The following is a 24,981-nucleotide window of genomic DNA, read 5'->3' as shown; positions in this document are numbered from 1 at the left end:
CCATCTGGGATAACTACGGTTTGTCCTTGCCTTGGCCGCGATGGTTGTTGGGGGTGAATACCCACATGCCATCGTTGTCCCCCGGGTTTCTTACCCGCGTGCGGAACTGCAAGCGCAAGCCGAGCAACCGGAAGATCATTTCATCGCGGCGTGCCATTTGCCGCATGATGAAGATCACCACCGGCAGCAGCAGCAAATAGAAGAAGTTGGTGTAGACCGCCAGCAGAAAACACCCGCCCGCCCCCATGAAAAAGGGCACATATGGCACGCCCATGAACATTGGCGGGCGGGTGCAGCCGCGAAATAGCGGGTTTTTATACATAGTTGGTGAGGATGTGCGTGAGCAGGTCCGCCGTCGGTTTGCAGGCGTCAGCTCCCGCGCTGGTACCCAGGAACATCTTGGCAATCTGTCCGGCGGCGCCGATCAGCACGGCACCGATCATGACGGGTGCGACATCACCGATGCGCTTGTGCGCGAAGGCAATCTGATAGCCGGAAAAAATCACGGCGATGGTGACGACGACGATGGACAGCGCATTGAGGATTTTCTGGATGTTCGAGGCGAAGTTGCAGGTTGTATCGATGGTTGCGCCTGCGTCCTGTGCAAGCGCCAGACCGGGCATCACGATAAGGGTCATGATGCACATGACCATGAAAAGACGCGTGCGCTGCGAGTGGAGAATGCTTTCGTTGGGTGATTGGATGGCCATCTAAGTTTTCCTTTTCTTGATGATTGAAGTCCCGGGTTGCCCCGTGACGCTTGGACGGCCGTGAGGCCAGGACAACGCGAACCGAGGTGCACGCTGGTTGGAAAGAATGTGATGGGATGGACTGGGTCTGGTCCCGTCAGAAGACAAAAGCGGCATCGCGCTGCTCCTGGCGTGGGTTGGCGGGATCAACGCCGGGATTGGAACGCCCTGTTTGTGCCGTGATCCGGGTTCGGGCGGAGGCGGAGATGCCAGGCAAATCATCAGGTCCGCGCACCTCGGGCACGAACACGGCGTCATCAGGTGAACTGCCGTCGGCCGCGCCCTGTCGCTGAGGGAAAGTGGGCTTTCCAGGCACGTTCGACTGGCGGGATGCCAGCAACGCAGTCCTGCCGCCATCTGACGTTGGCGTCCGCGTTGGTGAGGGGGCGTCGGCCATCGCCGCGGTCGCAGGCACCGTTGCTGCAGCGGTGGCGTCGATCGCCATGCTGCGTAGAGCCGCGCGATAGTTGGCTCCGCGGGGGGCGTAGACGGTGACGGGTTTGAGATCGACATGGCGGCTTGTCACCACATTCATCGGTGTGGCCGCTGGTGGCGCGCGCCGCGCAGTGGTTCCGACGGGTGCCGGTGCGGCACCGGCCGGGTTCACCGGTTTGCCGGCCTGGTGGTCGATCGACGCGTAGATCTTTTGTACGTAGCCGTCGCGGAAACCCGTGGTGAAATTGCCCGAGTAATAGCAACTGAAGGCTTTGGGCCAATCGCCGTGCGCGCGGGTATGGCAGTCCGCCAGAATCCGTGCGCCGGCCGAAAGATTGGCGCAGGCGTCGAAGGCCTTCGTGTAGGAATCGAGCCCGTAACGATCAAAGTTGGCGCGATTCACCTGGGCAAGACCCAGGGAAAAGTTGTAACCCTTGGCGTCCAGCATCCGGACGGTCGCCAACGCCTCGGGCAGGCTGCCGGGCTGGTGCTCCAACTGGCCGCCGACCACGCCGATGGCGTAGGGGTTGGCGCTGGATTCGACATGCACGATGTGCTGCATCACCTCGGGCGAGACTGCGAGGTTGGGGCAGGCCAGCATTTCCATCCCGGGCAGCATTCAGTGCTCCTCGTGAGCGCGCTGCGGGTTGAAGTCGATGCCGGTGATGCAGCGGCGCCCGCCGTGCGCCTTGATGTGCACCACGATGTCGATGGTCATCATCAGCAAACGCTTGATGGTGTTGAATTCCAGCCCGGCGCCCTCGGCCGAGGCCTTGACCATCAGCGCGAGCTGGTCCCAGGTCTGCTTGGTGCTGCCGGCGTGGCAACTGGTGATAGAGCCGGGGTGGCCCGAGGCGCAGTTGCGGATGAAGTAGAACGACTCGTCACCGCGCAGCTCCGCCAGGATGATGCGGTCGGGTTTCATCCGCAGGCAGGCTTCCATGCAGCTTTTGGCGGTAACGTTGCTGGCGCTCTGCCCACCCTTGGAATAAAGCAGGTGCACCACGTTTGGCTGGTCGATGAAAAGCTCGCGCGCGTCCTCGATGGTGACCAGACGTTCATCGGCGGGAATATGGTTGACCAGTGACTTCATGAAGGTGGTCTTGCCGCTGCCGGTGGCGCCGGAAACCACAATGTTTTTCTTGCCCAGCACGGCCTGGCGAAAGAAGTCCGCGTAGCGGCGGGCGGCGCGAAGCTCCAGGAGCTGGGTGTCCAACTCGCTGAGGCCGTGACCTATTTCCACGATCTGGTCGAAAAAGCCGTCGCTTTCGTACTGTTGCAACGTCTTGAGCTGTTTGGACGGTAGCCGGATGGTGATCGAGACGAAGCCCGCTTCGCAGGCCGGTGGAATCACGAACTGGGCGCGCTGGCCGGTGGGAAAGGTCAGCGACACCACCGGATCCACGTCAGTGATGCGCTGGCCGGTGTTGCTTTCGTTGATCACTGCCGTGCAGAACTGCCGCGCCCGCTCGAAGGTGAGCGTGGGTACTTCCACCCGCTGCCAGTTGCCGCGGCTCTCCAGATAGAGCTCGCCCGGGCGGTTGATGCAGATCTCGGTGACGTCGGCAGATGCCATGTATTCGCGCACGCCCAGCACCTCGTACTGGTAGTCGAGAAAGTCATGCGAGATGTGGGTGGTGACGTCTTCCATTACGTGCTTTCTGTCATTCCGTTGATTGACGATGGCGTCAGGAGCGGGCGACCACGCCGCTGAAATCCACATCCTTGGTCACGTAGACGTAGATGACCGTGCCTTGGTTGATGGTGACGGTCGGCGGCCGGTTGGCGGCCTCGCGCACGGCCTGATTGGCCAGGTTCTGGATGGTTTGGGCGGTGTTGCTTTCGAACGGGGTCTGGGTCACCAGGCCATTGCTGATGGTGGTGTTGCGCGGCCCGTGTTCGGCGGCCTCGTACTTGAAGGCGTCGCTGAGCAGGCTGATCAGCAAGGCCGATCCGATGCGCTTGCCCCAGTGGGCGTCGTAATAGCCGGGCAGGCCTGCACCGCCGAGGTTGTCGATGCCGGGGCTGGACATGTTCACGTCGATGCCGGTGGGGGTGATGATGCGATCCCAGATCACGGCTTCGCGATCGCCCGTGGGGCCGCCGCTGTAACTGCCCAACAACTTCGAGCCCTTGGGTAGCAGCAAGGTATGGCCGTTGAAGGAATAGACGGGCTCGGTGACCAGGCAGGTGCTGAAACCGGGGATATCCGAAACGATGCGCGTCTCCAGCACACAGCGGATGTAGGTTCCGCGTTGCATCAGCGTGTCGGGGTGCGGCAGCGATTGGGCGCTGGTGGGTTTTGAATCAACATCGCCAGGCAGCTTCTTTCCGACGATCCCCGCTGCCGTGAGTGGATTGGACGGTTCGCCACCGCCGGTATCGATGCTGCTGGCGGCGATGCGCCGCTGCAACAAGGTGGGGCCACTGGGCGCCGCCGGCATCGGCCTCGCCGACATGGCTGTCGAGGTAGGCAACAGCGGGATGGATTGAGGAGCCGGCTGCGGTGTTGGCGCCGCTGGCGCTGCGGCGGGAGGCAGTGGCGGCAAGGCCATCGATGTGGGGGCGTCCGCCACCGTCACCTTTTCCTCGCGCGGCTTGGCACGTTCATCCTTCTTGCCGACGCCGCTGACCATCCAGTACGCCAGGAACAACAGCAGCAGCACCACCGCGCCAAGCAGGAATAGTGCGCGGCGGTTCATCTGTCTCAGTTCGCTGCTCTGCAGCGAGGGGGCGCTGGCGTCCAGGTCGGGTTCGGCGCTGCGCTGGTACTGGTTGGCGTAGGGGTTGGCTGGAGCCGCCGCGTCGTTGCCCATGCGCTCGCCGTCGGGATACGGGGGAGTATTCACTTTCTGGTATTCCTGCGCAGGCCAACCACGTCGCTGCCGTGGCGGATGACGAGATAGTTGTAGGTGCCGTGGACGACGATGGTGTTGCCCTCCACCGTGGTGTTCACCAGCGAGTCCTCACTCTTCTCCTGCTCGCGCATGTAGACGGCAGGGAAGTCGCCGGTGGGAAAGGCCTTCAGGTCACTCATCCGGATGTACGTAAAGCGGCCATCGTCATAAACGTTGGCGGGGATCAGCCATGGGGCCGCTTTGCTCTTGGTGGCGTAGTCGTAATTGAAGTTGTAGCTGCGGTCGGGCAACAGGGCGCTGTTCTGCGCCGTCGCCTGCAGCTGCTTTTTCTTCTGATTGGCGAAGCTGGTGTCGGCCGGGTAGCTGAAGGCGATCTTGTACTGCACGCCGTCGCGGCGGGCCTGCGCCAATGTTTTCCAGTCCGTGGCCACCACCTTCAGTTCGAAGATGTACGAGTGCGTGGCGGTACGCACCATCATGTTGGTGTCCACGTCCACGTTTCTGGGTTTCAGATAGAACACGTTTTCGCGGCGGGTGAGGTCCCAGCCGCCGCTGAAACCCGTGCTGTAGTCGAGCACTTTTTCATTGGGGCTGAGCTCGATCTGGGTGGTGATGCCCAGGCCGGTGTTCACCGGGTAGATGCTGTCCGGCTTGAATTGATAACGCGTCAGCACCTGTGCCGTTGCCGCTGAAGGCGCGGCGGTGGCGGCGATGCACAGGATGGCTCCAAGACGCCAGAGGACCGATCGATTCATTGGCGTGATGCTCCCGTGGCGGAGTCAGTGGCCATCGCCGGCCCTGGCAGGGTGACGGCGGTAGCCGCCGGCGCCACAGGGGCGATGTCGGTTTGCGCGCCAGCTGTTGATGCGATGGGCGGCCCGGGAATCTCCGCCGGTGGCGCGGTGGCGTAATCATCGTCCACGCGATAGCTGGTGACCCAGAATCCCAGCGGGTTTTCGATGCGGTTCTGGTCATCCATTTCGAGGTTCTGCTTGTACGTGAATTCGATGGTGGCGATCTTGTTGTCGATCGCCCGGGTCGCCCCGCTCGATTTGTTGAAAAGGCTGCGCTGGAACCTCACGGTCGCGCCCCGGGGCGTCTTGCCACGACCGCCACCCACCAGCTGGATACTGAGCAACTTGATTCGGATGGATTGATACGGCCCGTACTGCTTGACCCAGCTGTCCGGGTTGGTCGACGAGAACATCGCCATGTATTCGGCCTTGACCCCGCCGGACGCCATCGTCTGCACGGTTTTCCAGTCGCGCAGGTTCACCAGAGCCTGGTCATAGGACTCCCTGGCCAGCACGAAATGCGCGACGTTGCTGCGGTTGACGGCCTCACGCGTGGTGATGCCGCGCATGGCGAAATCGCCATCGAGGCGGGCGACGGTGGCGGTGCCGGTATAGGCATCCGCCATGACGAGATAAGGGACTTTCTGCTTCAACGGCAGCATGTAGAAATAGCCGCCGGCAAGAATCAGCGCCATCGCCATGGCAGCGAACGCCACGTACCACGCTCGTCGTTCACTGCGCCGGGCGATGTCGGCAAGAGTCAGCTCGAAATTGACGGACCTGGAAACCGCTTCGTCGACTTTCCGGCCGGAGGAAGGCTTCTTGTTCGGCATCACTTGGCACCCGCGTGTTCGGCCGGAGTGGGTGCCGTTGAAGCGATCTTCGGATGAGGGCCGCCACGGCTGGCGGCGTCGGAAGCGAGCACCAGTATTTTTTGATCGGTTGCGGAAACGTGCACGTGTTGCGCGGTGTAGATCTGTGTCAGCTGCTGCGCGGCACTGTCGATGCTGGTGGTGTGAATACTCGATACCGGCGTGTAGAGGGTGACGTCAAAGGGAAGCTGATACGACAGCTCGCGCCCGGAGTCGTTTGCCCAACGCACCAGCATGGTCTTGAGCGTCCCATCCATCGGTGCCGCGTAGTAGGTGTAGTCCGCTACCAGCGGAATTTCGGTGGGTTGTGCCTGAAAATGATTGACGGCCTTCCAGCGTCCACCGAAGTTCTTGGCGGGAGGTGTTCCGCACGCGGCCAGGGCGCCAGCCGCGATGATCAGGCCGGTCCTGAAGATGAAGCTGCAAGGAAGGGAGGTGCGACGGGTTCGGCCGATGCCATCGGTCGCTACTTCCCGATTCGCCATGATGGTGGTGGAGAACAAGCTCCCGCACGTCGATTCCATTCGATCCCCCTGTCCGGGAAAGGCCTTCCCGAATCCGATTCACCGTTGCGACAGCCGGTCCCTAGCTGCGCCACGAATTGCATGTTGAGTCGGGCACGTTCGTGCAAGCCCCCGGTCGGCGGAAACTTCGTCGTGTGTATCGGCGACAAAGCCGCTGAACGTGCCTCGGTTTTGGAGCCGTGAATATAGAACAGACGTCTAGACGGCCAAGTAAGCGTTTTGCGTAGGGGTAGTCATAGAAATGCGCCGAAGGACGTAGTCCTATTCCTACGGACGGGCGGCCCGGAGCGGGCGGGGAAGTCGGCGGATGCCGGCAGGGATAGATCAGGCCGCTTCGAACGCGCCGCGCAACCACTGTTGCGATATTGCCCCGGCCGGGCCGTCATAACTCATCACATCAAACCGGCACGGCAGCTTCGCGTGTTGCGGATGCGCGGCCAGCCACTGCTGTGCGGCGAGAATCAGCTTCGCCTGCTTGGTCGGCGTGACCGACGCCGCGGCATCGCCATGAGTGGCGCTTTTGCGGTAGCGCACTTCGACGAAGACGATGGTGTGGCGGTCGCGCATCACCAGGTCGAGCTCGCCGTGGCGGGTGGTGAAGTTCTGCGCGAGGCAGCTGAGGCCGGCCCGTTCGAGTTCGGCGCGGGCGCGTCGCTCGAAGACGTCGCCGGCGGCGCGCATCAGTAGTTGACGGGCTGGCTGGCTGGCGCGGACGTGCTGGTGGTGGGTGCGGGTGTGTCGCCGACGGGCGGCACGGTGACCGGTACCTCGTCCATCTGCAGGCTGCCGCCCAGCGGCCGGGCCAGGCCGCCCTGGAATCTTGCCCAGATCAGCACGCGCCGCACGCGACCGAACTGGTCGGCGGTGAGCTGGCCGCTGGCGCCGGGCAGGTAGCTGCCGGGGTGGTCGCGCAGCCAGTCGAGGTACGGCACCAGATTCCATGCGTCCATGCCGAACGCAAACAGCCGCGCGGCGCCGCCGCGGGCGGTGGGCAGGAGGTTGGCCACATCGTCGTGGCGCGGCAGGCCGGATTGGGCATCGAACAGCCACGGCGCGTCGCAGAATTCCACGCCGTCCAGATCGCCATTGGCGCTGGTGTCGTCCACGCCGGCGTAGACGTGCGAGGTGGCGAAGATCGGCAGGGTGACGTTGGCGATCTTCAACTGCGGCACCAGCAGGCGTGCCTGGGCAGGCCGCATGCTGATGAAGATGCCGGTGTCGCTGACAGGCGCCGGCACGGTGGTGATGGTGGTGTCGTCAGTGGTGGCCGGGTTTGCGACAGGAGTCGCTGGCGTGCCGGCGCCCGGAATCTTGAGGCTGGCGATGGCATCGGTATAGGTCACCGAGCCGTTGGGCAGGATGGTGCGGCCGGATACGTCGCCGCCGTGGGATTCCATCTCGGCCTTGAACGCGCTGGCCGCGCGCTGGGCAAAGTCGTCGTCGGAGGTCAGCACATAGGCATGGTGGATGCCGCGTTCGACCATGTGGTCGGCCGCTTGCGCGCCTTCGGTTTCCGGCAGCAGGCCGAATTCGCTGACGTCGCCGGCAGGCAGCTGTTTGTCGTCGGGGTGGTTCAGCGCCAGCAGCGGCACCGGCAGCGGCGATTGGGCGAATACGGCCGCCACTTCCGTGCGTGTCAGCGGGCCCACGACCAGCTGTGCGCCATCGCTGACGGCCTGTCGGTAGGCTTTCACGGCGCCGTCGGGGCTGCCCAGACTGTCATAGACCCGCACGCTGGGTCGTGGTGCATGGTTGCGCGCTGCGTCGAGGTAGGCCGCGAAAAAACCCTGGCGGATGGCGCTGCTGGCCGCCGCGTAGTTGCCGTTGGCGGGCAGCAGCAAGGCCAGGTGCGCGGGGACTTTGTAGCCTTCGCGAACGTTGGCATCGGCCCCCGGCAACAAGGTGCCGACCGGCTGTTGCAGGGTTGGCTGCGGACGGGCCACGGCCACGCCGAGTTGGCTCAGCGCTTCATTGACCCACGGCAGCATGCGGCTGCCCGGCTGCATTGCGGACGCGCGTCGCTGCAGCGGCCCCACGCCGAGCTGGGTGAGCAGGTCGAGGATCTGCTGGCGGTTCTGGCTCTGGTCGAGGCCGGTCAGCCGCGTATCCATCCCCACCCGCGTACGCGCACTGCCCCAGCGATCGCCGCTGGCGGCCATGGCGCGCGCGCGCAGTTCCAGCAGCCGCGTCAGGTAGGCATCGGGCGCGCCCATGCTCGGGTGCAGGGTGATCTGCAATGCGGTTGCCGCATCGTTGCGTTCCAGTGCCAGCTCGGCCTGCAACAGGTCCAGGCGAAACGGTTCGTCACCGCGCAAACGCCGCCGGTTGATGGCCGCCATGGTGGGGGCGGCCTGCGCGATGTGGCCGTCCTGGCGCCAGGCTTCGGCGGCCAGCAGGCGGTATTCATCGGCGCGCCCCGGTGATTGCGCGGCCAGCGCGAGATAGGCCTGTGCGGCCTGATCGAACTGCCCGCGCTGGGCCAGCGCATTGGCGCTTTGCGCCGCGGCGGTTTCCTCCGGCGTGCGCTGCACGTTGCCGGGTACGCAGGCGCTCAAGGCCAGCGCCGCCAGCAGGCAGAATCCGGCGGCGCGAATCGGGCGCATGAGGTGCATGGGAGGTCCCTTGTTCGTCATGGTCGGCAATGCGCGATCATAGCCGATCGTATTCGCGCGACCCACGGCGCAGGAGCTTCCCCGATGTCAGCAATTCAACCCGCATGCCTGTGGGTGGTGGCCACCCCGATCGGCCATCGCGATGATTTGTCCGCCCGTGCGATCGAGACCTTGCGCGCGGTGGCGGTGATCGCGGCCGAAGACACCCGCCACAGCCGGCCGCTGCTGCAACACCACAATGTGGCGACGCCACTGGTGGCCTTGCACGAGCACAACGAGCGCGAGGTGGTGGATGCGATCGTGCGGCGGCTGCAGGGCGGCGAATCCGTCGCGCTGATTTCCGATGCGGGCACGCCGTTGATCAGTGACCCCGGGTTCCGGCTGGTGCGCGCGGCACGGGCGGCCGGCATCCGCTGCATTCCGGTGCCGGGCGCCTGCGCGGCCATCGCGGCGTTGTCGGTGGCTGGCCTGCCCAGTGACCGGTTCGTGTTCGAGGGTTTCCTGCCATCGAAAGCCGCCGCACGGCGCAGTCGTCTGCAGGAGCTGGCGAGCGAGACGCGCACGCTGATCTTCTACGAGTCGTCACACCGCGTGGCCGAGAGCCTGGCCGACATGCGCGACGTGTTCGGTGCCGAGCGCGAGGCGGTGCTGGCGCGCGAACTGACCAAGATGTTCGAGACCGTGCTGGGCGAGCCGCTGGCGGAGCTGGCCGCGCACGTCGTCGCCGACCCCGACCAGCAACGCGGCGAGCATGTGATCGTGGTGGCCGGCCGCGGCGAGGAGGCTGACGCGAAGTTGGCCGAAGGCCGGCGCATTTTCGCGATCCTGCGCGAGGAGCTGCCGCCGGCCAAGGCGGCGAAGCTGGCGGCGGCGATCAGCGGGGCGGCGCGGAAGCTGTTGTATGAGGGGTAGTCACCAGCTGTTGTAGGAGCGGCTTCAGCCGCGACGCTTTGCGGTTTCCTGTTGAAGGCGCGCGGCTACCTGCGCACCCTCTCCTGCCCTGCGGGCACCCTCTCCCAGGGGGAGAGGGAAGTATTGATAGCGCTTCGCGCTACACTTCCTCATGGAGTCGGCCGGACAGTCGCGTCGCGCGCAAGCGCATCGAGGAAAGTCCGGGCTCCGCAGGGCAGAGTGCCAGGTAACTCCTGGGCGGCGTGAGCCGACGGCCAGTGCAACAGAGAGCAGACCGCCGATGGCCATGGCTACTTTCGGGTAGCTCGGGCACAGGTAAGGGTGAAAGGGTGCGGTAAGAGCGCACCGCGTACGGGGCCAACGTCGTACGGCACGGTAAACCCCACTCGGAGCAAGACCAAATAGGGGAACGATAACGCGGCCCGCGTTGTTCCCGGGTAGGTTGCTGGAGCCAGGCGGCGACGCCTGGCCGAGAGGAATGACTGTCGCGTCGCAAGACGTACAGAACCCGGCTTACAGGCCGACTCCACCTCTTTTTTGCCTGATAAACCGCCGGCGCGTGGATTCACGCGCCGGCGGTTTGTTGTGTGAACGCCGATTCATCCCCGCCCCCCGGAAAACCCTGCAACGGCGCCGATTTGGCCTGAAAAGGGTGGCGGCTCCCGATAAGAAAACTCCCTGCATTCAACCACCTTGCCGGCATAGCTCATAAACTCCTGCACGTACGGTCAGCATTCTGCCTTTACTCCTTGATTCACAAGCGAAATTCCCTTGACAGTCTCATAGGGCGAGACTATCGTGGGTTCCTGTGTGAAATCGTGGGTTTTAGTGGAGTTCTGACACCGTGTTCCAGGGCGAGACCGCCATCACCGTCGACGACAAGGGCCGCCTGGCCATTCCGACTGCGTATCGGGAACAGGTGGCGGGCGAGTGTGGCAACCGTCTGGTGATCACCTACAACCCGTTCGACGAAGGTTGTTTGTGGCTGTTCCCGTATGCCGAATGGGAGCGCGTGCGCGACTCGGTCAATGCGCTCCCCAGCGTCCGGGCCCAGCACCGCAACCTGCAACGCAAGTTGGTGGGTGCGGCGGCCGTGGTCGAACCGGACGGGGCCGGGCGGATCCTGCTGCCCGCCAGTCAGCGCACCACCACCGGCATCGAGAAGAAGGCGGTGCTGCTGGGCATGGGCGACAAATTCGAGTTGTGGAGCGAACAGGAGCACCTGAAGACAACCCGCCAGACGATCGGCGAGAACGACATCACAGACGAAATGGCCGAACTGCGCCTGTAAGCGGGCGCGGCAACACACGTGGGATGAGGGCGGGAGTGCGGCATGGCCGAGCAAGTTTTGCGGCACATCCCGGTGATGCTGGGCGAAGCGGTGGAGGGTCTGTCCGTGCGTTCTGACGGGCGTTATCTCGACGGAACCTTTGGACGCGGCGGTCACGCCCGCGCCGTACTGTCGCGCCTGGGCCCCGACGGTCGGCTGCTGTTGATGGATCGTGACCCGCAGGCGATCGCCGCGGCGCAGGCCGAATTCGCCGCCGATCCGCGCGTGTCCATCCGCCATGCCAATTTCTCCAGCCTGGCCGAGTGGGACGAAACCGCCCCTGGCCTCGATGGCGTGCTGCTCGACCTGGGCGTGTCGTCGCCGCAGTTGGATGAAGCCGCGCGTGGTTTCAGCTTCATGGCGGATGCCCCGCTGGACATGCGCATGGACACCAGCCGCGGCGAAAGCGCGGCGGAATTCCTGGCCCACGCCAGCGAGCGCGAGATCATGGACGTCCTGTGGACGTTCGGCGAGGAGCGCCACGGCCGGCGCATCGCCCGTGCCATCGTGGCCGATCGCGACGCCACGCCGTTCACCCGTACCGGCCAGCTGGCGGCGTTGTGCGAACGCGTGGTGGGCCGGCGCGAGCCGGGCAAGCATCCGGCCACGCGCACGTTCCAGGCGCTGCGCATCCGCGTCAACGGCGAGCTGGATGCCTTGCACGACGGCCTCGATGCGGCGCTGTCGCGGCTCAACCCGGGCGGCCGCCTGTCGGTAATCAGCTTTCATTCGCTGGAGGATCGCGCGGTCAAGCAGTTCATCCGTGATCAGTCCGGCCGCGTGCAGAACTCCCGCCGCGGCCCGCCGGTGCAGGCCGCGCCGGCGTGCCTGAAGGCCGTGGGCAAGGCGCAATTCCCCTCGGCGGACGAGTTGTCGGCCAATCCGCGTTCGCGCTCGGCGGTGTTGCGCGTGGCTGAAAGGCTGGCGGAGGAAGGCGCATGAAGGCAGTCGGCGCCATCGCCACCCTGCTGTTGCTGGTTGCCGTGCTGGCCAGCGCGTTGGGCGTGGTGTGGACGCGCCACGAAAGCCGCGTGCTGTTCGTCAGCCTCACGGCGCTGCAAAACCAGCGCGACGAGCTGAACATCGAGTTCGGCAAGCTGGAACTGGAGCAGGCCACCAAGGCCGACCCCAGCCGCATCAATGCCGAGGCGCGCGAGAAGCTCGGCATGGTCGATCCGCGTCCGCAAGATGTCAGGTTGCTGCGCTGATGGGCTGGCGCAATCACATCGCCGCACCGCAAGGCCGCCGCCACGCGGCCGGCCCAAGCGCACGCAAGCGCATGCTGATCGTGGTGTCCCTGCTGAGCCTCAGCGGGCTGGGGCTGGTGGCGCGCGCGTTCGATCTGCAGGTGGTGCGCAAGGCGTTCTACCAGCGTCAGGGTGACGCCCGCTTCCTGCGCGAAATGCCGATCCCGGTATCGCGCGGCACCATCTTCGATCGCAACGGTGCACCGCTGGCGGTGTCCACCCCGGTCACCTCGATCTGGGCCAATCCGCCCGAAGTGCTGGCCAATGAAGAGCGCATCCCCGCGCTGGCGCGGGCGTTGGGTGTCGATGCCGCCGAGCTGAAAAACAAGCTGGCGCAGCGCTCCGAGCGCGAGTTTGTGTACCTGCGCCGGCAGATGGCGCCGGAAGCGGCGCAGGCCGTACTGGATCTGGGCATCCCGGGCATCAACGGCCAGCGCGAGTTCAAGCGCTATTACCCGTCGGGCGAGCTGACCGCGCACGTGCTCGGCTTCACCAACATCGATGACCACGGCCAGGAAGGGCTGGAGTTGGCGTATGACGACTGGTTGTCCGGCAAGCCCGGCGCCAAGCGCGTCATCCGCGATCGCATGGGTCACGTGGTGGAAGACGTGGAGCAGGTGCGCGCGCCCAAGCCGGGGCAGAGCCTCACGCTCAGCATCGACCGGCGCATCCAGTTCCTCGCCTTCAACGAGCTGAAGAACGCGCTGGAGAAATTCGAGGCCGACTCCGGCTCGATGGTGGTGCTCGACGCGCGCAACGGCGAAGTGCTGGCGATGGTCAACCTGCCGGCCTACAACCCCAACGCGCTCAACGACAGCCAACCCGGCCAGCGCCGCAACCGGGCCATGACCGACCTGCTCGAACCCGGCTCCACGATCAAGCCGATCCTGATGGCGGCGGCGCTGTCCAGCGGCCAGTACACGCCCACCACGCCGATCATCGACACCACCGGCGGCCACTGGTATTTCCAGGGCCACGACATTCATGACACGCACAACTACGGGCTGCTGACGCCCACCGGCGTGATCACCAAATCCAGCAACGTGGGCGCGGCGCGCATCGCGATGTCGCTGGATACCACGTTGATGTACGACACTTATCGTGGCTTCGGTTTCGGCAACAGCACCAACAGCGGCTTTCCGGGCGAGGCGTCCGGCTTGTTGCGGATCGGGCGTGACTGGCGGCCGCTGGAAAAGGCCATCCTCGGTTACGGCTATGGCCTCAACGTGACCGTGCTGCAGCTGGCGAACGCCTACGCCACCATCGCCGATGGCGGTCTGATGCACACGCCCGCCTTCATCAAGGACAGCGACGGCCCCACCAAGCAGATCATCTCGCCGAAAGTGGCCCATGAGCTGGTGCGCATGATGGAAACGGTGACCGGGCCCGGCAGCACGGCGCCGCAGGCACGCATCCCCAACTACAGCGTGGCGGGCAAGACGGGTACGGCGCACAAGGCCAACGCCGGCGGCTATTCCAAGAGCAATTACACCGCCGCGTTCGCCGGCATCGTGCCCGCGTCGAACCCGCGGCTGGTCGGTGTGGTGGTGATCGACAACCCGCAAAAGCGCAGCTACTACGGCGGCATGGTGTCCGCGCCGGTGTTCGCCAAGGTAATGGAAGGCGCGCTGCGATTGCTGGACGTGCCGCCGGACAACGTGGGCCGCTGGTACGTGGGTGGCCCGCTGCAAGGTGCAGGTGGCCTGGTTGGCAGTAACCCACCGGCTGATGTGCCGATCGATGACGCACCCATCGACGAGGGTGCGCCATGAGCATGCATCGTCTCGACCGCCTGTTGCTGGGCATCGGCGATACGGCGCTGGCACAGGTAGCCGGCGCGCGTGACCTTTCGATCACCGGGCTCGCCATCGACTCGCACCAGATCGTGCGCGGCGATGCCTTTGTCGCCTTGCGCGGCACGCAGACGCATGGCATCCGTTTCGCCCCCGTCGCCGTGCAACGCGGCGCATCGGTGGTGCTGGCCGAGGCGCCGGTACCGGCCGACATCGACACCTCGTCCTCGGAGGCGATCGAAGGCGTGCCGGTGGTGTGGATCGACCACCTCGCTTCGCAGGTCGGCGAGATCGCCGCGCGCCTTTACGGGCGCGCCAGCGAAGCGATGCGCGTGGTGGGTGTCACCGGTACCAATGGCAAGACGTCGTGCGTGCAGATGCTGGCGCAGGCGCTGAGTTTCCTGGGCCATCGCAGCGCCACCATCGGCACACTCGGCGCCGGTGTGCACGGGCAGCTGCACGAGGGCGAGCGCACCACGCCCGATGCGGTGGCCGTGCATCGGCTGCTGGCGGAATTCCGCGATGCGGGCGTGAGCCATGTGGCGATGGAGGTGTCCTCGCACGCGCTGGCGCAGCATCGCGTGGCCGCGGTGGATTTCGACGTGGCTGCCTTCACCAACCTGACCCGCGACCACCTGGACTACCACGGTGACATGGCGTCTTACGGCGCGGCCAAGGCCAAGCTGTTCGCGTGGCCCAGCCTCGGCGCCGCCGTGATCAACCTGGATGACGCGTTCGGTCCCGAACTGCTGGCGCAGCTCGATGGCGCTGTGCAGCCGCTGCGCACCAGCATGGCCGACAGCGCAGATGCGGATGTCGCCGCCAGCACCATCGTCACCTCGTCCAACGGGCTCAGCTTCGACCTGCGCACGCCGTGGGGTGCCGCGCCCGTCAAGAGCCCGCTGCTGGGGCGTTTCAATGTGGCGAACCTGCTCACGGTGGCCGCTTGCCTTGGCGCTCTGGGCGAGCCGTTCGAGCGCATCGTCGCCGCACTTGAGAACTTGCAGCCGGTGCCCGGCCGCATGAGCCGCCTCGGCGGGCAGGGCGATCTGCCGCTGGTCGTGGTGGACTATTCGCACACGCCCGATGCGCTGGATCAGGCACTGACCGCGCTGCGCGCGCATTGCGCCGGCCGCCTGATCTGCGTGTTCGGCTGCGGCGGCGAGCGCGATGCCGGCAAGCGCCCGCTGATGGGTGAAATCGCGGCGCGACTGGCCGATGTGGCCATCGTCACCGACGACAACCCGCGCCGCGAAAACGGTGACGCCATCGTGGCGCAGATCGTGGCCGGCATGCCTGAGGGTACGACGATCGAACGCGACCGCGCCGCGGCGATCGCCCTCGCGCTGCGCGACGCGCACGCCGGCGACGTGGTGCTGATCGCCGGCAAGGGCCACGAGCCCTACCAGGAAGACGCCGCCGGCAAGCATCCCTTCGACGACATGGCCGTGGCGCAAGCCGCGCTGGAACGCCGGGAGCCGCGCGCATGATGTCCGCGAACACCATCGCCATGTGGACCCACGGCCGCCTGCACGGCGCCGACGCCAAGGTCACCGGCGTGGTCATCGACACGCGCCGGGTGAAGCCCGGCGACCTGTTCGTGGCGATCAAGGGCGAGCACGTCGATGGCCATGACTACCTGGCCGACGCGGCCGCCCGCGGTGCCGTCGCCGCCATGGTGACGCACAAGCTGGAGCACGAACTACCGCAGATCGTGGTGGACGACAGCGCACTGGCCCTGGGCGACCTGGCCAGCGCGGTGCGCGCGCAGCGCGATGTGCGCGTGGTGGGCATCACCGGTTCCAACGGCAAAACCACCGTCAAGACGCTGACCGCCTCGATCCTGGCACGGCACGGCCGTACCCACGTCAGCGCGGGCAATTACAACAATGAGCTGGGCCTGCCGCTGAGCCTGCTGGCGATGCCGCTCGACACCCAGTTCGCGGTGCTGGAAATGGGCGCCGGCAAACCGGGTGACATCGCTTATCTGGCAGCCATCGCGCGGCCCGACGTCGGTGTGGTCAACCTGATTGCGCCGGCGCATCTGGAGCGCATGGGCAGCATCGAAGGCGTGGCCGAAACCAAGGGCGCGCTGTATCAGGCGCTGCCCGCCGACGGCGTGGCGATCGTCAACGCCGACGATGCGTTCGCCAGCTTTTTCGATGGCCTGGCCGGTGGCCGCAAGCTGCTGCATTTCGGGCTGGATCATGCGGCCGACGTGAGCGCCCGCATCCTGGAGCAGCGCCCGGATGGATCGCGTTTCGTGCTGCAGACGCCGGTTGGCGAGGCCGAGGTTTCGCTGCCGCTGCCCGGTCGCCACAACATCGCCAATGCGCTGGCCGCCAGCGCCATCGCGCTGGCGCTGGAGGTGCCGCTGGCCACCATCGTGGCGGGGCTGCAATCGGCCGAAGGCGTACCCGGCCGGCTTCGTCGCGAGGTGACGGCCGGTGGCTGGACGGTGATCGACGACAGCTACAACGCCAACCCCAGCTCGATGCTGGCGGCGATCGACACGCTGCTGCTGGCCGAAGGCGAGCGCTGGCTGGTGCTGGGCGACATGGCGGAACTGGGCGCCGATGCGCGTGCCCTGCACGCCTCGGTAGGACAACGCGCCCGCGAGCGCGGGGTGGAACGGTTGTTCGCGGTCGGCCCGCTGGGCGCGGCCACGGTCGAGGCGTTCGGCGACGGTGCGACGCATTTCGCCGACAAGCCCGCGCTGATCGCGGCGCTGCGCTCGCAACTGCATCCGGGCGTGACCTGTCTGGTGAAGGGTTCGCGCTCGGCCGGCATGGAACAGGTAGTGGTGGCGCTGGCGCAGCCTTCGGGCGCGTCCGGCCCCGCGAAGGAGGGCACGTCCGATGTTTTATGAACTGGCCGAATGGATGTCGCGCCACTTCGTGGCACCGCATCTGTTTCAGTACATCACCTTCCGGGCGATCATGGCCGCGCTCACCGCGCTGTCGGTGTCGCTGCTGCTGGGCCCGGCACTGATCCGCAAGCTGAGCGCGCTGAAAGCCGGCCAGGTGGTGCGCAGCGATGGCCCGCAGACGCACCTGGTCAAGGCCGGCACGCCGACCATGGGCGGGGTGATGATCCTGCTGTCGGTGAGCGTCGCCACGCTGCTTTGGGCCGACTTGCAAAACCGCTACGTGTGGGTGGTGCTGGCGGTGATGCTGACCTTCGGCGTGATCGGTTTCTACGACGACTACCGCAAGCTGGTGCTGAAGGACAGCCGCGGCCTGGCCAGTCGCTGGAAATATTTCTGGCAGTCCGTGTTCGGCCTCGGCGCCGCGTTGTTCCTGTACTACACCGCACCCCACGCGACCGGCACGCTGCCGGTGGCGGAGACCGCGCTGTACGTGCCGCTGTTCAAGCATGTGGTGCTGCCGATGGGGCTGTTCTTCGTGGTGGTGGCGTACTTCATGATGGTGGGGTTCTCCAATGCGGTGAACCTCACCGATGGCCTGGATGGCCTGGCCGTGATGCCGACCGTGCTGGTTTCCGGCGCGCTGGGCGTGTTCGCCTACCTGGCCGGCAACAAGGTGTTCTCCGAATACCTGGGCATTCCCTCCATTCCTGGCGCGGGCGAATTGGCGATTTTCACCGGCGCGTTGTCGGGGGCGGGACTGGGCTTCCTGTGGTTCAACACGTATCCCGCGCAGGTGTTCATGGGTGACGTGGGCGCGCTGGCGATGGGCGCGGCACTGGGCTGCGTGGCAGTGATCGTGCGCCAGGAGATCGTGCTGTTGGTGATGGGCGGCGTATTCGTGATGGAAACCGTGTCGGTGATGTTGCAGGTGGCCAGCTTCAAGCTCACCGGCAAACGCATCTTCCGCATGGCGCCGATCCATCACCACTTCGAACTGAAAGGCTGGCCGGAACCCCGGGTGATCGTGCGTTTCTGGATCATCTCGGTGGTGCTGGTGCTGATCGGCCTCGCCACGTTGAAGGTGCGGTGATGGCCGGGAATCGGGAATCGGGAATCGGGAATAGGAACGGCACGTGCGCGCCGGCTCATCGTGTCGTGCGCGCTTTTACCTGTTCCCCATTCCCGATTCCCCATTCCCGGCTTGCGGAGCAAGCCCATGTTTGACACCACCCAGGCAAAACGGCGGCACGGCCCGCGCGGCAGCTTCGATCTGCTGTTGCTGGTGGCGTTGATCGCGTTGGCCAGCATCGGTGTGGTGATGGTGGCGTCCAGTTCGATCTCGGTGGCGGACAGCCAGCACCTGGGGGCGTTCTATTACCTGGAGCGGCACCTGGTGTTTCTCAGCCTGGGGCTGCTGGTGGCGGGCGTGGCCATGCGCACCGAGATGAAGCTGCTGGAGAAGTTCGCGTTTCCGCTGCTGGCGCTGGCGTTCGTGTTGTTGCTGGCGGTGTTCGTGCCGCACCTGGGCATGCGCATCAATGGCGCGCGGCGCTGGCTGAACCTGCTGGTGACCAGCTTCCAGCCGGTGGAGGCGGTGAAGCTGATCCTGGTGGTGTACATCGCCAGCTATCTGGTGCGCCACCGCGAGAACGTGGAAACGCGCTTCCTTGGCTTGTTCAAGCCGGTGGTGGTGGCGGGGTTGATCGTATTGCTGCTGCTGGCGCAACCGGATTTCGGCTCGGCCACGCTGGTGATCGCGGTGACCATCGCGATGGTGTGGCTGGGCGGCGCGCGGCCGATCTTCCTGTTCCTGATGGGGCTGCCGCTGATGCCGCTGCTGTATATCGCGGCCACCGGCGAGAGCTACCGCATGAAGCGGCTGACCTCGTTCATGGATCCGTGGAAAGACCCGTTCAACGACGGTTTCCAGTTGACCCAGTCGCTGATGGCGATCGGTCGCGGCGAGTGGACCGGCGTGGGGCTGGGCTCCAGCGTGCTGAAGCTGTCGTACCTGCCCGAGGCGCATACCGATTTCATCTTCGCGGTGATCGGCGAGGAGCTGGGCCTGGCGGGCGTGGTGCTGGTGATCGGCCTGTTCGCGATGGTGGTGGGGCGCGGACTTTACCTGGGCCTCAAGGGCGTGGAAGTGGGGCAGCGCTTCGCCGGCTACGTGGCGTTCGGCATCTCGCTGATGCTGGCGATGCAGGCGATCGTCTCGGTGGGCGTCAACCTCGGCGCGTTGCCGACCAAGGGCCTGACCTTGCCGCTGATCAGCTACGGCGGCTCCTCGATGGTGCTGACCTGCGCCATGGCCGGCGTGCTGCTGCGCGCCACGTTCGAGATCAACCGCGCGCTGGACGCTCGGCACATGGCGACCCGGATGCCGGCGGCGGTGACCGCCGTCGATGCGAATGCCGCGGTCACCCCGCGTGAGCAGGTGGCCGCATGAATCCCGAATCCCGTGTTGCCGATTCCCGCCCCGTGCTGATCATGGCCGGTGGCACCGGTGGCCACATTTTCCCGGGCCTGGCCGTGGCGGAAACGCTGCGTGGGCAGGGTGTACCGGTGATGTGGCTGGGTGCGGCCGGTGGCATGGAAACCCGCGTGGTTCCGGCCCACAACATTCCGCTGCACACGGTGGCGGTGCGCGGGCTGCGCGGCAAAGGCTGGAAGGCTCGCCTGCTGGCGCCGGCGATGCTGCTGCAGGCCTTGTTCGCTTCGCTGGCGCTGCTGCGGCGGGTACAGCCGCGCAGCGTGTTGTCGATGGGCGGCTACGTGGCCGGGCCCGGCGGCTTGGCGGCGTGGCTGTTGCGGCGGCCGTTGCTGGTGCACGAACAGAATCGCGTGGCCGGCTTCACCAATCGCAAACTGGCCACCATGGCCCGCCGCGTGCTGACCGGTTTTGCCGATGCGCTGCCGCAGGCGGAATGGGTGGGTAACCCCGTGCGCCAGGCGATCGCCCAACTGCCGCCGCCCGCGTCGCGCATGGCGCAGCGCCAGGATCCGCCGCGGTTGCTGGTGCTGGGTGGCAGCCTGGGCGCGCGGTCATTGAACCTGGCGCTGCCGCAGGCACTGGCCCGGCTCGACCCGTCGCAGCGGCCCGAGGTCCTGCACCAGTGCGGCGCGCGCGGTATCGACGAGACCAACGCGGCCTATGCCGAAGCTGGCGTCCACGCGCAGGTGGTGCCGTTCATCGAAGACATGGCGGCCAGCTATGCCTGGGCGGATCTGGCGGTTTGCCGCGCCGGCGCGCTGACCCTGGCCGAACTGTCGGCGGCCGGGTTGGGTGCGGTGCTGGTGCCGTTTCCGCACGCGGTGGACGACCACCAGACCCGCAACGCCGACGTACTGGTGCAGGCCGGCGCCGCCGTACTGCTGCCGGAATCCGATCTGAAAGGGAACAGCTTGAACGTAGAACTTCTGGCGCAGCAACTCGCTGCGCTGCTTGGCGACCGCAGCCGGTTGCTGGCCATGGCCGAGTCAGCCCGCACGCTGGCCAAACCCGATGCCGCCGCGGTCATCGCCCGCGCCTGCCTGGAGGTGGCCGCATGAACCCGCGTCGACTCTCCGCCCAGGAAGATCTGATGAGCACGTTCCGCCGGGTGCATTTCATCGGCATCGGTGGCGTGGGCATGAGCGGTATCGCCGAGGTGCTGCACAACCTGGGCTATGCCGTTTCCGGCTCCGACCGCAACGCGTCTCCCACGGCGTTGCGGTTGCAGGAGTTGGGTATCACCGTGCACATCGGACATGCGGCGGCGAACCTGGGTGATGCCGATGTCGTAGTGACGTCCAGCGCGATCCCGCAGGACAATCCCGAATTGCTGGCCGCCCGCGAGGCGCGCATCCCGCTGGTGCCGCGCGCGGAAATGCTGGGCGAGCTGATGCGTTTCCGCCGTGGCGTGGCCATCGCCGGCACCCACGGCAAGACCACCACCACCAGCCTCACCGCCAGCGTGCTGGCCGAGGCCGGCTACGACCCCACCTTCGTCATCGGCGGCCAGTTGAACGCTGCTGGCGCCAACGCGCGGCTGGGCACCGGTCAATACCTGGTGGCCGAGGCCGACGAGTCGGACGGTTCATTCCTGCTGCTGTCGCCGATCATCGCGGCGGTCACCAATATCGACGCCGATCACCTGGAAAATTACGGCGGCGACTTCGCCCTGGTGAAGAAGGCGTTCGCCGATTTCCTGCACCGGCTGCCGTTCTACGGGCTGGCCGTGTTGTGCGTGGATGACGCCGAAGTGCGTGAACTGGCCGGCCGCACGACCCGCCGGGTGATGACTTACGGCATCGACTCGCAGGACGCCGACGTGCGCGCCAGCGGGTTGCGGCAGAGCGGCTTCGAGATGCATTTCAACCTGCATCTGCCGGGTCGTGGAGAAGCCTTGCCGGTGATGCTGAACTTGCCCGGGCGCCACAACGTGCTGAACGCGTTGGCGGCGGCGGCGATCGGCTGGCAGCTCGGGGTCGAGGCGGAAGCCATCGCGCATGCGCTGGGCAAGTTCCAGGGCGTGGGCCGGCGCTTCCATAGGCGTGGCGAGATCGCGCTCGACGAGGGCTCGGTCCTGCTGGTGGACGATTACGGCCATCACCCCAGCGAGCTGGCGGCGGTGTTCGCCGCAGTGCGCGGCGGCTGGCCCGAGCGGCGGCTGGTGGTGGGTTTCCAGCCGCATCGCTACAGCCGTACGCGCGACCTGCTGGACGATTTCGCCAACGTGCTGGCCGAGGTCGATGTGCTGGTGCTGACTGATGTCTACGCTGCCGGCGAAGCGCCGATCGCCGGTGCCGATGGCCGCGCACTGGCACGTGCGGTGCGTGCGCGCGGCAAGGTCGATCCGGTGCTGGTTGATCACCCGCGCGAATTCGCCGACACCCTGCCGGCGCTGCTGCGCGATGGCGACCTGCTGCTGCTGATGGGCGCCGGTGATATCGGCGCGGTGGCGGTCGAGCTGGGGCGGGTCGGTGAGCTGAGGACACGCAAATGAGCACCATGCAACGCCATCGCATCGACAATCCCGCCGACTTCGGCCGCGTGGCCGTGGTGATGGGCGGCAGTTCCACCGAGCGCAGCGTGTCGCTGGATTCCGGCCGCAACGTGTTGGCCGCGCTGCAGGCGCGCGGCGTCGATGCGCATGCCGTCGACGGCATTCCGGCCTTGCTGGATGCGCTGCGGGCAGGCCGGTTCGACCGCGTGTTCAACATCCTGCACGGCCAGCATGGCGGTGGTGAGGACGGCGTGCTGCAGGGCGCACTGGAAGCGCTGAACGTGCCGTACACCGGCTCGGGCGTGCTGGGTTCCGCCTTGTCGATGGACAAGACGCGCTCGAAGCGGGTGTGGCAGTCGCTGGGCTTGCCCACGCCGGCGTTCATGCCGTTGCCGCGCGGCGCCGAAGTACAAGCCGCGGCGCGGACGATCGGTTTCCCGTTGATCGTGAAGCCGGCCTGCGAGGGCTCCAGCGTGGGCGTAAGCCGCGTGTTCGATGCCTCGCAACTGGATCAGGCGGTGGCGCTGGCGACGCAGTATCCCGGCGACATGCTGATGGAAACGCTGATCGAAGGCGCCGAGCTCACCGTCAGCATCCTGGGTCGCGATGTGCTGCCCAGCATCCATATCGTGCCGAAGGCGCAGTTCTACGATTTCAACGCCAAATACGTGGCCGAAGACACCCAGTACCTGTGCCCGGGTCTGGACGGCGAGGCCGAAGCGTCGCTGCGCGCGCTGGCGTTGCAGGCCTTCGATGCGCTCGGTTGCAACGGCTGGGGCCGCGTCGATGTGATGCGCGATCGCCAGGGCCGCAACTGGCTGCTGGAAGTGAACACCGCGCCCGGCATGACCTCGCATTCGCTGGTACCCAAGGCCGCCGCCGCGGCCGGCATCGATTACGAAGAACTGTGCTGGCGGGTGCTGGAAACGAGTTTCGGGCCACAGGTCGCCAGCTCTTCCAAATCCCGAATCCCCAATCCCGAATCCCGTGGCACCGAAGGAGGCACAGAGTGAAAAGCTCCGTCCGCCTGATCGCCTGGTGCCTGGCCATCGCCCTGGTGGCGCTGCCCATCGTGGGCGTGCTGCGCGGCTGGTTTGCGGCGGCGCGGTGGCCGGTGAACCATTTGACCGTGCAGGCGGAGTTCAAGCACGTGACGCCGGCGGAAGTGCGTGCCGCGGTGTTGCCCGGCATCGGCCGCGGATTTTTCGCGCTGAACCTGGACAACGTGCAGAAGGCCGTTGCCGCGCTGCCATGGGTGGAGTCGGTGGAGGCACGCAAGCGCTGGCCCGATACATTGTCGCTGCGCATCTACGAGCGCCAGCCGTTCGCGCGCTGGAACGACAAGCGGCTGATCAGCCGCCAGGGCCTGGTGTTCGATGCGCCCGTCGCGGGCGACCTCGTCGCGTTGCCCCATCTGCAAGGCCCGGACGATCGCCTGGCCGAGGTGGTGAGCTTCTACGCGCAGACTCAGAAAGCGTTTGGCGGCAGCGGGCTGCGCATCAACGGCGTGGCATTGAGCGAGCGCGGCAGCTGGAGCATCAGCACCGCCACCGGCGCGCGCATCGTGATCGGCGATCGCGAACAGGCGGGCCGCCGCTTGCGCCGTTTCCTGGATGTCTACCCGCAGCTGATGGCCGGCCATACCGAGCCGTTTGCCTACGCCGATCTTCGCTACACCAACGGATTCGCCGTGCGCTGGTCGCAAGCGGCCCCCGCCAACGCTGGAGGTTCGCCCCCCACCATGAACATTTCCTCATGAAACCACGCAACGACAAGCAACTCGTCGTCGGCCTCGATATCGGCACCTCGAAAGTGGTGGCGATCGTCGGCGAATACGAAATCGGCGAGCCGATCACCGTGATCGGTATCGGCACCCACGTGTCGCGCGGCATGAAGCGCGGCTCGGTGGTCGACATCGAATCGACCGTGCACTCGATCCAGCGCGCGGTGGAGGAGGCCGAGCTGATGGCCGGCTGCGATATCCGCTCGGTCTACGCCTCCATCTCCGGCAGCCACCTGGAAACCCGCAACTCGCACGGCAACGCGGCCATCCGCGACCGTGAGGTCACCGTGGGCGACCTGGAACAGGTGCTGGAAGCGGCCAGCGCGGTGGCGATCCCGGCCGACCGCAAGGTGCTCTACAAGGAATCGCAGGAATACCGCATCGACGGCCAGGACGGCATCCGCTCGCCGGTCGGCATGAGTGGTGTGCGGCTTGAGGCGAATGTGCACCTGGTCACCGGCGCCGCGGCGGCGGTGCAGAACATCACCAAGTGCATCCAGCGCTGCGGCCTGTCGGTGGACGAGCTGGTGCCCTCGGCGCTGGCCAGCGCCAAATCCGTGCTGACCGACGACGAGCGCGAGCTGGGCGTGTGCCTGGTCGACATCGGCGCCGGCACCACCGACATCGCCATCTACACCCACGGCTCGATCCGCTTCACCGCCTCGCTGCCGGTGGGCGGCGACAACGTCACAGGCGACATCGCCCAGGGCGTGCACACGCCCACCGCGCATGCCGAGGAAATCAAGATCAAGTACGCCTGCGCTTTGGCCGGGCTGGCGCATGCCGACGAGACCATCCAGGTGCCCAGCGTGGGCGATCGACCGCCGCGCCGGCTGGCGCGCCAGTCCCTCGCGCAGAGCGTGCAGGCCCGCTACGAGGAAATCTTCGAGATGGTGCAGGACCAGTTGCGCCGCTCCGGTTACGAGAACCTCGTGGCCGCTGGTGTGGTGCTCACCGGCGGCGCTTCGAAGATGGAAGGCGCGCTGGAACTGGCCGAGGAGATCTTCCACATGATGGTGCGCATCGGCGTGCCGCAGGAGATCAGCGGCCTGGGCGAAGTCGTCTCCAGCCCGCTGCACGCCACCGGCGTGGGCCTGCTGCTGCACGGTTCGCGCGCCGGCGGCACCCGCGTCAGCCACCCGATGGGCGGCAGCGTGGGCGGCCTGGTCGGCAAATGGCGCAACTGGTTCACCAGGAATTTCTGAGGGGGCGCGG

24 protein-coding genes and 1 other RNA gene are annotated in these 24,981 nt (G+C 66.3%); 15 read left to right on the top strand and 10 right to left on the bottom strand.

The window, feature by feature from the left end:
• Window positions 1-13: 13 nt before the first annotated feature.
• The 10 genes from ASD22_RS09770 to ASD22_RS09725 all read right to left on the bottom strand — a co-directional run bounded on the left by ASD22_RS09770 (window position 14) and on the right by ASD22_RS09725 (window position 8,844).
• On the bottom strand, window positions 14-322 hold the full coding sequence (locus ASD22_RS09770; protein WP_056082415.1) for a VirB3 family type IV secretion system protein: 309 nt from the start codon (window positions 320-322) through the stop codon (window positions 14-16).
• Entirely contained in the window at window positions 315-710 is a 396-nt protein-coding gene (locus ASD22_RS09765; protein WP_056082412.1) for a TrbC/VirB2 family protein, read from the bottom strand. Before ASD22_RS09765 ends, ASD22_RS09770 begins: the two co-directional genes overlap by 8 nt.
• A gap of 136 nt (window positions 711-846) precedes the next feature.
• Window positions 847-1,791 (bottom strand): lytic transglycosylase domain-containing protein, encoded by a 945-nt coding sequence (locus ASD22_RS17145; protein ID WP_200946363.1) that lies wholly within the window; start codon window positions 1,789-1,791, stop codon window positions 847-849.
• A gap of 12 nt (window positions 1,792-1,803) precedes the next feature.
• Complete coding sequence (gene virB11, locus ASD22_RS09755) at window positions 1,804-2,835, bottom strand: P-type DNA transfer ATPase VirB11 (protein WP_056082407.1); 1,032 nt, start codon at window positions 2,833-2,835, stop codon at window positions 1,804-1,806.
• A 37-nt stretch (window positions 2,836-2,872) separates the two neighbouring features.
• Window positions 2,873-4,033: a TrbI/VirB10 family protein gene (locus ASD22_RS09750; RefSeq protein ID WP_056082405.1), complete on the bottom strand. Its 1,161-nt coding sequence runs from the start codon at window positions 4,031-4,033 to the stop codon at window positions 2,873-2,875.
• Entirely contained in the window at window positions 4,030-4,797 is a 768-nt protein-coding gene (locus tag ASD22_RS09745; RefSeq protein ID WP_082520206.1) for a TrbG/VirB9 family P-type conjugative transfer protein, read from the bottom strand. Before ASD22_RS09745 ends, ASD22_RS09750 begins: the two co-directional genes overlap by 4 nt.
• A complete protein-coding gene (locus ASD22_RS09740; protein WP_056082398.1) occupies window positions 4,794-5,669 on the bottom strand; it encodes a type IV secretion system protein in 876 nt (291 codons plus the stop codon). The genes ASD22_RS09745 and ASD22_RS09740 overlap by 4 nt, the downstream gene beginning before the upstream one ends.
• Window positions 5,669-6,193 (bottom strand): toxin co-regulated pilus biosynthesis Q family protein, encoded by a 525-nt coding sequence (locus ASD22_RS09735; RefSeq protein ID WP_235577633.1) that lies wholly within the window; start codon window positions 6,191-6,193, stop codon window positions 5,669-5,671. Before ASD22_RS09735 ends, ASD22_RS09740 begins: the two co-directional genes overlap by 1 nt.
• Before the next feature lie 363 nt (window positions 6,194-6,556).
• On the bottom strand, window positions 6,557-6,913 hold the full coding sequence (locus ASD22_RS09730; protein ID WP_056082395.1) for a YraN family protein: 357 nt from the start codon (window positions 6,911-6,913) through the stop codon (window positions 6,557-6,559).
• Window positions 6,913-8,844 carry a penicillin-binding protein activator gene (locus ASD22_RS09725; RefSeq protein WP_056082392.1) on the bottom strand — a complete coding sequence of 644 codons (1,932 nt, stop codon included), beginning with the start codon at window positions 8,842-8,844 and terminating at the stop codon, window positions 6,913-6,915. The genes ASD22_RS09730 and ASD22_RS09725 overlap by 1 nt, the downstream gene beginning before the upstream one ends.
• Window positions 8,845-8,928: 84 nt before the next feature.
• On the opposite strand from ASD22_RS09725, the gene rsmI reads away from it, so the two are divergent.
• The 15 genes from rsmI to ftsA all read left to right on the top strand — a co-directional run bounded on the left by rsmI (window position 8,929) and on the right by ftsA (window position 24,971).
• Window positions 8,929-9,756, top strand: a complete 828-nt coding sequence (gene rsmI, locus ASD22_RS09720; protein WP_056082389.1) for a 16S rRNA (cytidine(1402)-2'-O)-methyltransferase — start codon at window positions 8,929-8,931, stop codon at window positions 9,754-9,756.
• A gap of 153 nt (window positions 9,757-9,909) precedes the next feature.
• Window positions 9,910-10,288, top strand: an RNA gene (gene rnpB, locus ASD22_RS12830) — RNase P RNA component class A.
• 312 nt (window positions 10,289-10,600) lie between these two features.
• Entirely contained in the window at window positions 10,601-11,047 is a 447-nt protein-coding gene (gene mraZ / locus ASD22_RS09715; RefSeq protein WP_056082387.1) for a division/cell wall cluster transcriptional repressor MraZ, read from the top strand.
• Window positions 11,048-11,089: 42 nt separating this feature from the next.
• A complete protein-coding gene (gene rsmH / locus ASD22_RS09710; RefSeq protein WP_056082384.1) occupies window positions 11,090-12,028 on the top strand; it encodes a 16S rRNA (cytosine(1402)-N(4))-methyltransferase RsmH in 939 nt (312 codons plus the stop codon).
• Entirely contained in the window at window positions 12,025-12,294 is a 270-nt protein-coding gene (gene ftsL, locus ASD22_RS09705; protein WP_007080234.1) for a cell division protein FtsL, read from the top strand. Before rsmH ends, ftsL begins: the two co-directional genes overlap by 4 nt.
• Window positions 12,294-14,105 carry a penicillin-binding protein 2 gene (locus ASD22_RS09700; RefSeq protein WP_056082382.1) on the top strand — a complete coding sequence of 604 codons (1,812 nt, stop codon included), beginning with the start codon at window positions 12,294-12,296 and terminating at the stop codon, window positions 14,103-14,105. The genes ftsL and ASD22_RS09700 overlap by 1 nt, the downstream gene beginning before the upstream one ends.
• Window positions 14,102-15,616, top strand: a complete 1,515-nt coding sequence (locus ASD22_RS09695; RefSeq protein ID WP_056082379.1) for a UDP-N-acetylmuramoyl-L-alanyl-D-glutamate--2,6-diaminopimelate ligase — start codon at window positions 14,102-14,104, stop codon at window positions 15,614-15,616. Before ASD22_RS09700 ends, ASD22_RS09695 begins: the two co-directional genes overlap by 4 nt.
• Window positions 15,613-16,995, top strand: a complete 1,383-nt coding sequence (murF, locus tag ASD22_RS09690; RefSeq protein WP_056082377.1) for a UDP-N-acetylmuramoyl-tripeptide--D-alanyl-D-alanine ligase — start codon at window positions 15,613-15,615, stop codon at window positions 16,993-16,995. Before ASD22_RS09695 ends, murF begins: the two co-directional genes overlap by 4 nt.
• Entirely contained in the window at window positions 16,985-18,085 is a 1,101-nt protein-coding gene (mraY, locus tag ASD22_RS09685) for a phospho-N-acetylmuramoyl-pentapeptide-transferase (protein WP_056082372.1), read from the top strand. Before murF ends, mraY begins: the two co-directional genes overlap by 11 nt.
• A gap of 126 nt (window positions 18,086-18,211) precedes the next feature.
• The gene (gene ftsW, locus ASD22_RS09680; RefSeq protein ID WP_056082369.1) at window positions 18,212-19,444 is read left to right on the top strand and encodes a putative lipid II flippase FtsW; all 1,233 of its coding nucleotides are present in this window, start codon (window positions 18,212-18,214) and stop codon (window positions 19,442-19,444) included.
• On the top strand, window positions 19,441-20,547 hold the full coding sequence (gene murG / locus ASD22_RS09675) for an undecaprenyldiphospho-muramoylpentapeptide beta-N-acetylglucosaminyltransferase (protein WP_056082366.1): 1,107 nt from the start codon (window positions 19,441-19,443) through the stop codon (window positions 20,545-20,547). The genes ftsW and murG overlap by 4 nt, the downstream gene beginning before the upstream one ends.
• Window positions 20,544-21,983 carry a UDP-N-acetylmuramate--L-alanine ligase gene (gene murC, locus ASD22_RS09670; RefSeq protein WP_056082363.1) on the top strand — a complete coding sequence of 480 codons (1,440 nt, stop codon included), beginning with the start codon at window positions 20,544-20,546 and terminating at the stop codon, window positions 21,981-21,983. The genes murG and murC overlap by 4 nt, the downstream gene beginning before the upstream one ends.
• Entirely contained in the window at window positions 21,980-22,996 is a 1,017-nt protein-coding gene (locus tag ASD22_RS09665; RefSeq protein ID WP_056082360.1) for a D-alanine--D-alanine ligase, read from the top strand. Before murC ends, ASD22_RS09665 begins: the two co-directional genes overlap by 4 nt.
• Window positions 22,993-23,742 (top strand): cell division protein FtsQ/DivIB, encoded by a 750-nt coding sequence (locus ASD22_RS09660; protein ID WP_056082355.1) that lies wholly within the window; start codon window positions 22,993-22,995, stop codon window positions 23,740-23,742. Before ASD22_RS09665 ends, ASD22_RS09660 begins: the two co-directional genes overlap by 4 nt.
• Entirely contained in the window at window positions 23,739-24,971 is a 1,233-nt protein-coding gene (gene ftsA / locus ASD22_RS09655; protein WP_056082352.1) for a cell division protein FtsA, read from the top strand. The genes ASD22_RS09660 and ftsA overlap by 4 nt, the downstream gene beginning before the upstream one ends.
• Window positions 24,972-24,981: the final 10 nt, after the last annotated feature.

Origin of the sequence: Rhodanobacter sp. Root480 (genome assembly GCF_001426645.1) — a bacterium.
In the GTDB taxonomy this organism is placed as follows: Bacteria; Pseudomonadota; Gammaproteobacteria; order Xanthomonadales; family Rhodanobacteraceae; genus Rhodanobacter; species Rhodanobacter ginsenosidimutans.
Note: the sequence above shows the minus strand (reverse complement) of the source record. Positions and strands in the feature narration are given on the sequence as shown.

Bases quoted from the DNA above. Each gene is read 5' to 3' on its own strand.
- rsmH (WP_056082384.1), top strand. From the start codon at position 11,090: ATGGCCGAGCAAGTTTTGCGGCACATCCCGGTGATGCTGGGCGAAGCG.
- rsmI (WP_056082389.1), top strand. From the start codon at position 8,929: ATGTCAGCAATTCAACCCGCATGCCTGTGGGTGGTGGCCACCCCGATC.
- ASD22_RS09700 (WP_056082382.1), top strand. From the start codon at position 12,294: ATGGGCTGGCGCAATCACATCGCCGCACCGCAAGGCCGCCGCCACGCG.
- ftsW (WP_056082369.1), top strand. From the start codon at position 18,212: ATGTTTGACACCACCCAGGCAAAACGGCGGCACGGCCCGCGCGGCAGC.
- ASD22_RS09745 (WP_082520206.1), bottom strand. From the start codon at position 4,797: ATGAATCGATCGGTCCTCTGGCGTCTTGGAGCCATCCTGTGCATCGCC.
- murF (WP_056082377.1), top strand. From the start codon at position 15,613: ATGATGTCCGCGAACACCATCGCCATGTGGACCCACGGCCGCCTGCAC.
- ASD22_RS09740 (WP_056082398.1), bottom strand. From the start codon at position 5,669: ATGCCGAACAAGAAGCCTTCCTCCGGCCGGAAAGTCGACGAAGCGGTT.
- murG (WP_056082366.1), top strand. From the start codon at position 19,441: ATGAATCCCGAATCCCGTGTTGCCGATTCCCGCCCCGTGCTGATCATG.
- murC (WP_056082363.1), top strand. From the start codon at position 20,544: ATGAACCCGCGTCGACTCTCCGCCCAGGAAGATCTGATGAGCACGTTC.
- ftsL (WP_007080234.1), top strand. From the start codon at position 12,025: ATGAAGGCAGTCGGCGCCATCGCCACCCTGCTGTTGCTGGTTGCCGTG.
- ASD22_RS09725 (WP_056082392.1), bottom strand. From the start codon at position 8,844: ATGCACCTCATGCGCCCGATTCGCGCCGCCGGATTCTGCCTGCTGGCG.
- ASD22_RS09730 (WP_056082395.1), bottom strand. From the start codon at position 6,913: ATGCGCGCCGCCGGCGACGTCTTCGAGCGACGCGCCCGCGCCGAACTC.
- ASD22_RS09695 (WP_056082379.1), top strand. From the start codon at position 14,102: ATGAGCATGCATCGTCTCGACCGCCTGTTGCTGGGCATCGGCGATACG.
- virB11 (WP_056082407.1), bottom strand. From the start codon at position 2,835: ATGGAAGACGTCACCACCCACATCTCGCATGACTTTCTCGACTACCAG.
- ASD22_RS09770 (WP_056082415.1), bottom strand. From the start codon at position 322: ATGTATAAAAACCCGCTATTTCGCGGCTGCACCCGCCCGCCAATGTTC.
- ASD22_RS09735 (WP_235577633.1), bottom strand. From the start codon at position 6,193: ATGGCGAATCGGGAAGTAGCGACCGATGGCATCGGCCGAACCCGTCGC.
- ASD22_RS17145 (WP_200946363.1), bottom strand. From the start codon at position 1,791: ATGGAAATGCTGGCCTGCCCCAACCTCGCAGTCTCGCCCGAGGTGATG.
- mraY (WP_056082372.1), top strand. From the start codon at position 16,985: ATGTTTTATGAACTGGCCGAATGGATGTCGCGCCACTTCGTGGCACCG.
- ASD22_RS09765 (WP_056082412.1), bottom strand. From the start codon at position 710: ATGGCCATCCAATCACCCAACGAAAGCATTCTCCACTCGCAGCGCACG.
- ftsA (WP_056082352.1), top strand. From the start codon at position 23,739: ATGAAACCACGCAACGACAAGCAACTCGTCGTCGGCCTCGATATCGGC.
- ASD22_RS09665 (WP_056082360.1), top strand. From the start codon at position 21,980: ATGAGCACCATGCAACGCCATCGCATCGACAATCCCGCCGACTTCGGC.